This is a genomic window from Vibrio rumoiensis 1S-45, from assembly GCF_000286955.2.
Classification (GTDB): domain Bacteria; phylum Pseudomonadota; class Gammaproteobacteria; order Enterobacterales; family Vibrionaceae; genus Vibrio; species Vibrio rumoiensis_A.
On the sequence record NZ_AJYK02000060.1, the window covers coordinates 1 to 12,777 of the forward strand.

Sequence of the window (12,777 nt, forward strand, 5' to 3'; positions counted from 1 at the left end):
CTCGTTCCTCGCTTCCGGGATGACAACCTTCAGGATTCACTAACACTTTAGATTTATAGAAAAATCAGTCTATCTCCTTCCGTCATCCCGCACATGAGCCTAAGCGAAGAAGATGCGGGATCTCGCTTTCACGTAAGTTTCATTGCTGTGATAGCTCCCAGATAACTCGCTTCCTAAACCACAATAAAACACCAACAAAAAAGCCAGTAACCGACCGGCTACTGGCTTTAAAGATCAAGCATGACCTTACGGTCTAAGCACTACAACCCGTTGTAATACTGCTGATTGGTCGACTCTGGCACCATGTCAAACAGCACCTTACTCGCTTGTTCTTCACCGCTTAATACCGCTTCAAACTGCTTAATCAATTCAATCTTTTCTGGCATTTGTTTGCCACCAGCGCCAATTTCGGTTAAATCAATCATAAAGCCGTCAAACAAGTTGCTTAAGTCTTCGATGATATCGGTATTCAAGAACTGATCTTGGTTGTAGATGCTCGGGTAACCGCCCTTTTGCTTATCAATAGAGAACGATACGCCTTTCAGGTTTTTAATGCTGGTTTTCTTATCACACGACAGCATACAACCATTATCGATACGCGGTTTTTCACAACCCACACTTTGCTGGAAGAAGCACTGACGGCTTGCCATCAACAAGATCGGATGATAGATGCTGTACATCATCTTAAAGTTCTTTGGTCTCGCAATCTGTTTGATCTGCTGCTTGCTTATCTCGTTAGAAATAAACGCACCGCTACAGCTAAAGTTTTGTTGTAGTGACTGCAACACATAAGAGTTAGTGGTGTTGAGCATTGGCCCTGCAATCCACTTAATGCCTAATTGTTCTGCATGATAAGCAATACCCGTGTTATTGGTTACGATCCATTCTGGTTTCACTTCTTGTAGAATATTCAGCGCAACATCAAAGTCCTTACCAATTAATACTGGTGGGAACCATGGAATCAATTTAGGATTTTGTTGGAAAAACTCCACAAATTTGGTGCAGCCACGTTTGTAGGCATCTGGCAATTTGAAGTACACATCAGCATCGGTCGTATCCACCAGCGATGCATCGGCTTCATCACAAATCAGAATTGAAAGCTCTGGCTTGGCACCTTCTGGCTTAGCGTGTCGCTCTAGTTTCGGCAATGTCACTTCAGCGATCACTTCGATACCATCGTTTAAGTAAGCCAATAATTCATTTTTTAACGTGGTGATTTCACGATAAGGAATGCTTAAACCATCGGTAACTTGATCGGTATCGAACTCAACCAATACATAGTTAGCGTTGTTGATGTTTTTAAAGCGCTTTTCAATTGCCTCTTTATCAACACTTAACTTCTCGCTTACCGACATTAGGCTGCTTGATGTAAATACTGCGGTTTTAGGTAGAACCGTGCTGTCACTCAGTAAGCCACTGCTTTCTTCTGTGGTCACCGTTAAGGTTAACGGCTGATCTTTTTGGCTTGCAAAGTGTAACTTGAGCTTAATTTTTTCAATGCTGAGGTGAGCGATTTTCTCATCCACCGACGTGTTGATTTCTTGCTTGTCGAAATGCAATTGTTTCTTAGCATCGAAGATTTGAACGACTGAAATTTCTTCGCCTTTTTCTGCTTTCAACTTATCGATAAGGTGATTTTTAGAGTTGTCACGTGGGTTATCAATAAACATTGATTGGTTTAAATCGCCACGTAAGAATGCATTGGTAAAATCACGGTTGAAGACTTTGTACAGACGTTCGCCATCTTGCGTTAACTCGCCCGTTTCAACATACCCATCAATTTGCTTACGGAAGCTATCAATAACCGTGTGAACATAGTTAGCCCCTTTGATGCGCCCTTCTACTTTAAACGAATACACGCCCGCATTAATCAAGGCCGGTAGGTCAAAGAAAGCCGAGTTATCTTTAATATTAAGTGGGAAGTTATGACCCGATTCTGTGGTTTCATATTCTTCACGACACGCTTGGCTACAGCGACCTCGGTTGCCTGAATTACCCGCAGTGGCAGAGGTTGAATAACATAAGCCTGAGAACGCCACACACAATGAACCATGCACAAACACTTCCAGTAAGGTGTCATGTTCATGAGCAACTGCAGCCATTGCTGTGATTTCACGTAAGTTCATTTCACGCGATAGATTCACACGGCTTGCACCCAATTTTTTAAGGAATGGGATTTGACCAGGGTTATGAGTGGTCATCTGCGTAGAGGCATGAATATCCAAGGTTGGGAAATATTCGCGCAATACATACAATAGGCCAATATCTTGTACAATAACGCCATCTAACGTGGTGTTGACGAGGCGATTAAGCAATTTTACGATTGTTTTAAATTCTTGTTCTAAGATAACGACATTCAGCGTTAAGAAGATTTGGCAATCGTATTGATGTGCAAGTCTGATGGCACCGACCAATTGATCGAACGAAATATTAGACGCACGGTTACGAGCATTAAACGTATCAAGGCCGCAATACACTGCGTCAGCGCCAGCAATAATGGCGGCTTTAATGGCGTCGATATCGCCACCGGGGGCTAATAATTCAATCTTTTGGTTCATCACACAGAATCTCGGTTAACATTTAAAGGCGGCATGATACCTGTATCTGCTGCCGATGAGTATCATTGAGGCAAATTAATCCATTTAAGCTTACCTTCAAGCGTAGAGGAAAAAGAAAATTGATGCATGAAAATTCACCCTTACCTATCCTCTATTCATTGAGAAATTGTCCATTTGCCATGCGAGCAAGGTTGGCGATTTATCGTTCTCAATTGCCTGTGTTGCTGCGAGACATTGTTTTAAGTGATAAGCCTGCGGAGATGCTAACCGCTTCGCCTAAAGGCACAGTGCCGGTTGTCGTAACCCGTAACGGTACGGTAATAGAAGAAAGTATTGAGGTGATGTTATGGGCGTTAAGTGAAAGCGATCCGAACGATTTATTAATGAGCGACGATGAACACATGCTCGATGACATGCGCCAGTTAATTTTTCAATTTGATGATGAGTTCAAACCTTGCCTTGAACAATACCGCGCCGCCAAACGCTACCACGAGCCAAACTTGGTAGAATGTCGCCAAACGTGTGAACGTTATCTTTCGCTACTTGAACAACGCTTATCACAGCATTCATTTTTAATGAGTGAGCGCGAAAGCCTTGCCGACCTTGCACTAGTGCCGTTTATTCGCCAGTTTGCCCGAGTGGAAAGGCAATGGTATTTGCAATCCCCTTACCCCAACGTGCGCCAATGGCTTAATGGTTATTTACAAAGCAAAATGTTCAGCAAGGTGATGGCAAAACACGAGCTATGGTTAGTGAATCGCAATGATGTACTGCTGAATGCCAGCTCTGCCGCATGATCCCGCAATGAACTAAAACGAAGAAGATGCGGGATCTTGTTTTCATTACAGCTAAATTAGCTTGAAAACCAATGTCCTTTTCACACCTTCTTCCTCTCAAACAAAGGCACATCCTCACCCACAATATACTTCTGGCGCAGCTTAGATGAGATCATATCCATCACCATCACTATCACCACAAGGTTTAAGGTGATAAACGTCACCACATCCCAATTCCATAAACGCATATTCTCGGCATACACTAAACCAATGCCACCAGCGCCAACAAAACCAAGTACTGCCGCCGAGCGAGTATTCGATTCGATTTGATATAAGCTCAACGCTAAGAAGGTTGGGAAGGATTGCGTGAAAATGCCAAAGCGATGTTTTTGCAGCCCTTGTGCGCCTAACGCCGTTAATCCGCGAGAAGGTTTTTCATCTGCCGCTTCATGCCCTTCGGCGAACAAGCGACCTAGCAAGCCTAAATCTTGAATGAAAATCGCCAAGATACCCGCCAGTGGCCCCATGCCAATCGCACGCACAAAAATCATGCCCCAGATCGCCATATCGATACCTCGTAAAACATCAAACAATTTACGCATTGCAAAAGCCACAATGGCAAACGGCCCTTTCATGATGTTGCGCGAAGCAAAGAAAGACAACGGTAACGCCACCAAAGAGGCGGTGATGGTTCCACCAAATACGATCGCCAAGGTCACCAAAATTTGGCTGTAATAATAACTGAACGGCCAATTAGCAAAATCTTTCCAAATAAACATATTGGAAAAATAGCGCATGAGTTGTTGGCTGCCATCAATAAACATTTGCTGGCTCACGCCAAACTGCTGAAAGAAGAACACATAAAACAACACAATAACGACACCGATTATCGCCAATTTATTACGGTAACGTTTTTGTTGAGAAAAGATGTCTTGATACTGTTCACGCCAAATATCAAGGTTTAGGTCTTTTTCTGAGAGCGTATTGGATATCATTATCATGACTCCTCTAATACTTTTTTGCGTAAATAGCCCGATAATGAATCGAGGGCGGATACCACTATAATGATCAGTAATAATGTCATGCTGACTTGATCATAACGGTCTAATTTAATATTGGTCATCAGTTCTTGCCCAATGCCCCCTGCGCCCACTAGGCCTAAGACGGTTGAAGAACGAAAATTAACTTCTAACCTTAAAAAGCTGTATGACATAAAGATAGGCTTCACTTGCGGCCAAATACCAAAACGCACGTTCTCCCAGCGGTTGCCTCCACATGCACGTAGCCCTCTCACTGGTTCCATTGACGCGGTTTCTATCGACTCATAAAAGAGCTTGGTTAAACTGCCAATGGTGTGCAGCGCTAATGCAATAAAGCCGGGTAAAGCACCCACGCCATAAGCCATAACAAACATGACCGCCCACGCAAGCTCTGGCATGGTGCGAAGAAAGGCGACAAAAGAACGCACTGCCCAGCGAAGCCCTGCTGGTGCATAGGTATTGTTCGCGGCAAAGAAGGCTAAAAAGCTGGCGATAATCGCCGATACCACGGTGGCGGCCATGGCAACACAAAAGGTTTCCCACAATAACGGTAACTGAATGGGTAATCGGTAACCCCAGTAGATAAGCGAGCCTTCAATCGCATGCCCATTGGCATCTCGACCCGCAAATAAGACATCCCACTTCAGTACTGGGATGGTATCGGCTAAGTAATCAAAAAAATGTGGCGCACTGGTGATCACTTTTGTCAGGCTAAATTCAGCAAAATAGCCCGAAGTGAGATACAACACCATCAATAACCCCGACCACATTAACGCATCGCGTTTCTGCTTTGATCGCACTTGGTGGTAATAAAGTTCAAACTGCTTATCCAAAATAATCTATCCGTTTATTCAATTAAGAATGACACATAAAAAATTGGCCACTCAAAGCATAAGTGGCCACGTTCGGCATGGTTAACGAACCGTTTTCTGTTGCGCTTTCACTAAATCAATCACCGTTTGGTATTCGCTAATAGAGGTTTCTTCTAAATGCAATTTACCGCCTGCGGCTTTAACAAAACAGCTGTGATCTTCTTTATCAAGCTTTCTCACCGCGGCGACCAGTTTCGCTTTTAGATCTGGGTCCATATCACCACGAACAATGGTTGGGCCATTTGGAATTAATGGCGATTGCCAGATAATGCGAAGGTTTGACATCAGATCATCAAATCCATTCTCTTTAACTTTACGCAAGGCTCCGGCTGAATACCCCTCTTCACGATCACCCACCATTGATGTCCAAGTCACCGCGGCATCAAATTGACCGTTTAGAACCCCTAAAATGTCTTGCTCATGTCCGCCAGAGAAACCGACTTTTTTGAAGAAGCCATTGAACTGGTTATCCATGTTGCCGCCCAACTTTTGCTCAAACTGATTGTTTGGAATTAAGAAGCCAGAAGTGGAATCAGGGTCGGCGAACGAGAAAACTTTACCTTTTAAATCTTCCAATTTTTGATATGGGCTGTCGGCTTTCACTAACACGACTGAATGGTAGCCTTTTGAGTTATCCGTATCATCTGTAGTGATACCCACAAGCTCAACTTTGCTTTGGTCTTTTAAATAAACCGATGCGTAAGACTTCGGCGACATGTTTAAGACCAAATCCACTTGGTCGCCAAGTAAGCCTTGTATAACCGCACTATAATCCGATGCATTACGAATATTCACCGTGGTACCGGTTTCGCTTTCAAGAAAGGTTTTTACGCATTGGTTGTTACCAATTTGTGCGGTTGAGTTTTCCCCTCCGAGCACACCAAGATTGATCTCTGGAGCCGCTTGCACTGACGCTGCAAATAATCCAGCCATAACGGCAACTAGGGGTAATACTTTTTTCATTGTAAGTTCCTTTCCAATTGAATTTAATGTTGTTTTATAAATAAGTTTTAAGATAACTGTTCAACTTCATCACCATATAAGGTGTGCAAAATCTCATCGGTTAAACCGCTTGGCGCTCCGTCATAAACAACTTTGCCTTTCTCAAGCCCAATCACGCGGGTGCAATATTGTTTAACTAATTCGATGGAATGTAGATTGACCATAACGGCGATCCCTTCCCCACTGACCTTTTGCAGTGCTTCCATAATCCGCGTGGTATTTTTAGGATCGAGGGACGCGACAGGCTCATCAGCAAGCAAGATTTTTGGCTCTTGCATTAATGCTCGGCAAATCGCTACACGTTGTTGCTGACCGCCAGATAAGTTTTCGGCACGTTGCAGTGCGTGAGGAAGTATTTTTAACCACTTCAATAATTCGATCGCTTTTACGCGATCTTTATCATCAAAGATTTTAAACATGGATTTCCAGGTTGGGGTGTAGCTTAATCGGCCTAGCAGGACATTGGTGATCACATCTAAACGTGGCACTAAGCAGAAGTTTTGAAATATCATGCTGCATTGACTGCGCCAATGACGTAACTGCTTACGTGGCATGGTCACTACATTGTCGCCGTTACCGCTAATGTCTAAGATCTCGCCTGAACTGGCGCTGATGGTGCCATTTAAGGTGTGGAGCATGGTAGATTTACCTGCACCAGAGCGGCCAATTACCGCCACAAATTCGCCTTCATATAAATCAAAGCTAATGTTGTTCAGTACATTGTTGCCACCTTTGTAGGCTTTACTGAGTTGCTTAACGCTCAACACTTGTCTTTTAAGCGAGAGCTCTGGTGATTTTCTGTCCCCCAGCGTTTCATCATTAAGATCATGATTGAAAATCGGCTCGGCAACAAAGTAGTTCAACGCAGTATTATCATTTGATTGGTACATAACTTCATTCTTCTTAATGCTCAAATCTGTTATGCATTAAGAAGAATGACTGTGACACTTTGAATACAAAAAAATGAAGAAACTGAAATATAGCGGCAATGAAATCGATAAAAAATACCGACAACTGAGCGGGAAGCCATTAGCCTTAACGCCTAAGCAGATCGACCTTTCCTTCCCTATTGTTGATGAATTATTGATGACTCTATTGGTAAATTTGTGAAGTGGCAGGCTTGTTTGCTGAATAAACTCCGTTTAGAAGCCAGATTTAAAAACTAGGCTTATCACTTTATGATTAAAATAATAAGCCCTTGATCACTTAAACCATTAGTCATTTAAAGCTGCTCAGGAACTCTTACCCAACCTTCCATTAAAATGCGCGCGCTGCGACTCATAATGGCTTTTTCAATTTTCCAGCCTTGCTCACCATTTCCAAGCATCGCGTAAGTCGCTTTCGCACCAATTTTCAAACTACCTGATGGATGTCCAAATATAACCGATTCACGCTCACCACCACCGGCAGCTAAGTTCACAATCGTGCCTGGAACACTGGCTGCAGAGCCTATCGCTACCGCTGCCGTTCCCATCATCGCGTGGTGTAATTTACCCATCGATAATGCTCGAACCAGCACGTCAATCTCTTGTGCTTGAACCGCTTTTCCACTCGAAGACTGATAATCTTTAGGTGCACTAACAAAGGCAATTTTTGGAGTATGTTGACGTTGTTTTGCTTCTTCAATGTCACTAATTAAGCCCATTCTTACTGCGCCATAGGCTCGAATGGTTTCAAACATGGCAAGCGCTTTCTCATCATTGTTGATGTCATCTTGTAGCTCTGTGCCTTGGTAACCAATGGAATCTGCATTGACAAAGATGGTCGGAATGCCTGAGTTAATCAGTGTCGCTTGCAAAGTGCCAACCCCCGGCACTTCTAACTCATCAATAACATTACCCGTTGGAAACATAGAGCCTTCACCATCAGCTGGATCGATAAAATCCACTTGAATTTCAGCGGCAGGAAACGCCACACCATCAAGTTCAAAATCCCCTAACTCTTGCACTTGCCCATCTTGAATCGGCACATGCACCACTAAGGTTTTGTTGATATTCACTTGGCGTACCCGAATGGCCACGACGCCATTGTCTGGCAAACTTGTCGCATCGATGATCCCCATGTGAATGGCGCAAGGCCCAACACCGGAGGACAAGTTACCGCAGTTACCACTCCAATCGACAAACGGTTTATCGATAGACACTTGGCCAAATAAGTAATCCACATCATGATCTGGGCTATCGCTTTTACTTAAAATCACCGCTTTACTGGTGCTAGAAGTCGCACCGCCCATGCCATCAATTTGCTTGGCATAAGCATCTGGGCTACCAATCACACGCAGCAATAATTTATCGCGATAATCGCCTGCAACTTGAGCCTCTTTTGGCAGATCGTCTAAATTGAAAAATACGCCTTTGCTGGTACCTGCGCGCATGTAAGTCGCCGGCACTTTTATTTGTTTCAGTGTTGGTTGATTTTTTTTCAATGCTTCAACACTTTGTGACGGCGTCACTGAATCGTTCATTCGTTTGTCCTTTATTTTGGCTCTTTCTTATGGCTTACGAATAATAGCTAAACCGTTTTGGCTAAAAAATCTTGAGCAAAACGTTGTAATACACCACCAGCTTGATACACCGAAAGCTCATCTGCAGTATCTAAACGACAAACCACTGCAACATTTTGCTTCTCACCATTGGTGCGCGTAATGGTTAATGTAAGATCAACACCCGGCTTGATATCGCCTTTCACATCATAAAGTTCAGTTCCATCCAACTGTAGAGTATGGCGATTTTCACCTGGCTTAAATTGCAATGGCAAGACGCCCATGCCGACTAAGTTAGTTCTATGAATACGCTCAAAACCTTCGGCCACGATCACTTCTACACCTGCCAAGCGAACACCTTTTGCTGCCCAGTCACGCGAAGAACCTTGCCCATAATCGGCCCCTGCCACGATGATCAAAGGTTGCTTGCGAGTCATGTAGGTTTCAATGGCTTCCCACATGCGTACGACTTGGCCTTCTGGCTCCACTCGTGCAAACGATCCTTGTACTACTTCGCCATTATCAACCACCATTTCATTGAACAGTTTCGGGTTAGCAAAGGTTGCTCGTTGCGCCGTTAAGTGATCGCCTCGGTGAGTCGCGTATGAATTAAAATCTTCTTCCGGCAAGCCCATTTTGGCAAGGTATTCACCCGCAGCACTGGAAGCTAGAATGGCATTGGAAGGGGATAAGTGATCGGTTGTGATGTTATCGCCAAGTACCGCCAAAGGTCGCATGCCAGATAATGTACGCTCACCGGCGAGCGCACCTTCCCAATAAGGTGGTCGACGAATATAGGTACTCATTTCACGCCAATCATAAAGCGGATTCGGGTTTGCCGTGTGGTCATTGAGTTTAAACATTTGAATATACACTTGGTTAAACTGTTCTGGTTTCACATGGCGATTGACCACTTCATCGATTTCTTCATCGCTCGGCCATAAATCCTTCAGGTAAATTGGTTTGCCTTGTGCATCTTGCCCTAACGAGTCACGTTCAATATCAAAACGAATCGTTCCCGCTAATGCATAAGCCACCACTAAAGGCGGCGAAGCTAGAAATGCTTGTTTCGCATAAGGGTGAATACGCCCATCAAAGTTACGATTGCCAGACAATACGGCCGTGGAATACAAATCTCTATCGATAATTTCTTGTTGAATTTTCGGATCGAGTGCACCACTCATGCCATTACACGTAGTACACGCATAACCTACGATGCCAAAACCAAGTTGCTCAAGTTCTGGTAATAGTCCGGAATCTTCTAAGTAAAGTTTGGCCACTTTCGAACCCGGTGCAAACGAGGTTTTTACCCAAGGTTTACGGCTAAGTCCTAACTGATTGGCTTTTTTTGCCACCAAAGCGGCGGCCACTACATTACGCGGGTTACTGGTATTGGTGCATGAGGTAATGGCTGCAATGATCACTGCACCATCAGGTAATAAGCCTTGTTCTTTTTGCCATGCGCCAGCTATACCACGCTGGGTTAATTCATTGGTAGGTAAACGTCGATGCGGATTAGACGGCCCTGCCATATTGCGCTGTACACTGGATAAATCAAAGTTCAATACGCGTTCATAGTGCGCGGTTTCTAAGTCACTTGCCCATAAGCCCGTTTGCTTGGCGTATTGCTCGACTAACGCCACTTGTTTATCGTCTCGACCTGTCAATTTCAAATATTGAATGGTTTGTTCATCAATATAGAACATGCCTGCGGTCGCGCCGTATTCAGGTGTCATGTTGGAGATGGTCGCACGATCGCCAATCGTCAGCGCTTTTGCGCCTTCACCAAAGAATTCTAAATAAGAAGAGACCACTCGCTCATTTCGCAAAAATTCAGTAATGGCTAGCACAATATCGGTAGCGGTAATGCCCGGCTGACGTGTACCAGTTAAGTTAACGCCAATAATATCCGGCAAGCGCATCATGGACGGACGACCAAGCATTACCGTTTCAGCTTCAAGCCCACCGACACCAATGGCAATCACACCCAGCGCATCGACATGCGGTGTATGGCTGTCGGTACCCACACAAGTGTCTGGAAATGCCACCCCGTTTTTCACTTGAATCACCGGTGACATTTTCTCTAAATTGATTTGGTGCATGATGCCGTTGCCCGCAGGGATCACATTGACGTTTTCAAACGCAGTTTTACACCATTCGATAAAGTGAAAACGATCTTCATTGCGTCGGTCTTCTATCGAGCGGTTTTTATCAAATGCATCAGCCTCGAAACCGGCATGCTCGACCGCTAATGAGTGATCGACAATCAATTGTGTTTCCACGACTGGATTCACTTTAGCCGGATCACCACCTTGCAAGGCAATCGCATCACGCAAGCCCGCTAGATCCACCAGCGCCGTTTGACCAAGAATGTCATGGCATACCACACGCGCCGGATACCATGGAAAATCAAGGTCGCGTTTACGTTCGATAATTTGCTTTAATGAATCGACCAGCGACTCTGGTGAACAGCGTCTTACCAAGTTTTCTGCCAACACACGCGAAGTATAAGGCAGCGTGTCGTAAGCTCCTGCTTGAATGTCATTCACCGCAGCGCGAGTATCAAAATATTCAAGCCCACTACCCGGCAACACTTTACGATATTGATTGTTCATCCATCTATCCTTACTGCTTTATTTTTTAGCAAAATCCATTAGTCACATTGATTAACTGCGCTGCTCAATCGGAACCCAATCTTGATGCTCTGGCCCTTCATAATCGGCACTTGGGCGAATAATGCGATTATTGGCGCGTTGCTCAAATACATGCGCAGCCCAACCGGTTAAACGGCTCATCACAAAGATTGGTGTGAACAATTTGGTCGGAATATCCATAAAGTGATACGCCGACGCATGGAAAAAATCGGCGTTACAGAACAAGCCTTTCTCACGTTTCATAACCGCTTCTACACGATCAGACACGGCATACAATTGAGTCTCACCCACCGCTTCTGAAAGTTGCTTTGACCATTGTTTGATCAGAGCATTTCGTGGATCTGACTCGCGATAGATTGCATGACCAAACCCCATGATCTTGTCTTTATTTTCTAACATACGCAGAATATTGGTTTCAGCTTCATCGGGTGTTTTCCAGTCTTGGATCATTTCCATCGCGGCTTCATTAGCACCACCATGCAAAGGTCCGCGCAAACTACCAATCGCTGCCGTCACGCAAGAATACAGATCCGATAACGTTGAAGCGCACACTCGAGCAGTAAAGGTCGAAGCATTGAATTCATGCTCAGCATATAAAATAAGTGAACAGTGCATGACTTGTTTATGCAGATCACTTGGTGCTTTATCGGTGAGCATTTTTAGAAAATATCCGCCAATCGAATCTTCACTTTGATCATGGGTATCAACACGCACGCCATCGTGGCTAAAGCGATACCAGTAACAAATAATGGCAGGAAAAAGCGCTAGCATTCGTTCTGTTACCGCTTGTTGTTGGGTAAAATCCATTTCTTGTTCAAGGTTACCTAGCACTGAACAACCCGTACGCATAACATCCATTGGATGTGCATTTGCTGGGATCAGCTCTAAGACTTGTTTCAATGCATCGGGTAGGCCTCGTAAACCGGTTAGGCGCTCTTTATAAGCATCAAGTTCTTGTTGCGTTGGTAAGTGACCGACCAACAGTAAATGCGCCACTTCTTCAAACTGGGCATGATTGGCAAGATCGGTAATATCATAACCACGATAAGTCAGCCCCGTCCCTGATTTTCCGACAGTACATAAAGAGGTGCTTCCAGCACTTTGACCACGAAGGCCAGCGCCACCTAATGTTTGGTTAGGCATAGTTATTCTCCTTTAAAGCTCGACCCTTACTGTATAAGGCATGCCCTCTTTCGGGGCGATTATTATTATCGAGCGGTTTCACGTTAGTGGATTGATGTTTGTGTTTTTACTTTTCTATACAAATGATAAATATGTGTAATGACCACGCGTTGTATATAGATCCCGGACAGCTCGTTCCTCGCTTCCGGGATGACAATAAATTTTGCTTAACATTCAAATTCTTACGTTACCTTCAGCGCTATAAAATCGT

The 12,777-nt window shown here is 44.3% G+C and carries 9 protein-coding genes; 1 reads left to right on the plus strand and 8 read right to left on the minus strand.

Annotation, left to right across the window (positions count from 1 at the left end):
• Positions 1–260: 260 nt before the first annotated feature.
• Positions 261–2,558 (minus strand): peptidase U32 family protein, encoded by a 2,298-nt coding sequence (locus tag A1QC_RS07895; protein ID WP_017024391.1) that lies wholly within the window; start codon positions 2,556–2,558, stop codon positions 261–263.
• A 122-nt stretch (positions 2,559–2,680) separates the two neighbouring features.
• On the opposite strand from A1QC_RS07895, the gene A1QC_RS07900 reads away from it, so the two are divergent.
• Positions 2,681–3,355, plus strand: a complete 675-nt coding sequence (locus tag A1QC_RS07900) for a glutathione S-transferase (protein WP_017024392.1) — start codon at positions 2,681–2,683, stop codon at positions 3,353–3,355.
• Positions 3,356–3,435: 80 nt separating this feature from the next.
• Here A1QC_RS07900 and phnE (A1QC_RS07905) read toward each other — a convergent pair whose 3' ends face one another.
• The 7 genes from phnE (A1QC_RS07905) to prpC form a co-directional block, all read right to left on the minus strand.
• Positions 3,436–4,329: a phosphonate ABC transporter, permease protein PhnE gene (gene phnE, locus A1QC_RS07905; protein WP_017024393.1), complete on the minus strand. Its 894-nt coding sequence runs from the start codon at positions 4,327–4,329 to the stop codon at positions 3,436–3,438.
• Positions 4,330–4,331: 2 nt separating this feature from the next.
• A complete protein-coding gene (phnE, locus tag A1QC_RS07910) occupies positions 4,332–5,207 on the minus strand; it encodes a phosphonate ABC transporter, permease protein PhnE (protein ID WP_017024394.1) in 876 nt (291 codons plus the stop codon).
• An 81-nt stretch (positions 5,208–5,288) separates the two neighbouring features.
• Complete coding sequence (gene phnD / locus A1QC_RS07915) at positions 5,289–6,209, minus strand: phosphonate ABC transporter substrate-binding protein (protein WP_017024395.1); 921 nt, start codon at positions 6,207–6,209, stop codon at positions 5,289–5,291.
• A 47-nt stretch (positions 6,210–6,256) separates the two neighbouring features.
• On the minus strand, positions 6,257–7,138 hold the full coding sequence (gene phnC / locus A1QC_RS07920; RefSeq protein WP_017024396.1) for a phosphonate ABC transporter ATP-binding protein: 882 nt from the start codon (positions 7,136–7,138) through the stop codon (positions 6,257–6,259).
• 332 nt (positions 7,139–7,470) lie between these two features.
• Positions 7,471–8,712 carry a 2-methylaconitate cis-trans isomerase PrpF gene (prpF, locus tag A1QC_RS07925; protein WP_017024397.1) on the minus strand — a complete coding sequence of 414 codons (1,242 nt, stop codon included), beginning with the start codon at positions 8,710–8,712 and terminating at the stop codon, positions 7,471–7,473.
• A 47-nt stretch (positions 8,713–8,759) separates the two neighbouring features.
• Positions 8,760–11,345 (minus strand): Fe/S-dependent 2-methylisocitrate dehydratase AcnD, encoded by a 2,586-nt coding sequence (gene acnD / locus A1QC_RS07930; protein ID WP_017024398.1) that lies wholly within the window; start codon positions 11,343–11,345, stop codon positions 8,760–8,762.
• A 51-nt stretch (positions 11,346–11,396) separates the two neighbouring features.
• On the minus strand, positions 11,397–12,527 hold the full coding sequence (gene prpC, locus A1QC_RS07935) for a bifunctional 2-methylcitrate synthase/citrate synthase (RefSeq protein WP_017024399.1): 1,131 nt from the start codon (positions 12,525–12,527) through the stop codon (positions 11,397–11,399).
• Positions 12,528–12,777 lie beyond the last annotated feature (250 nt).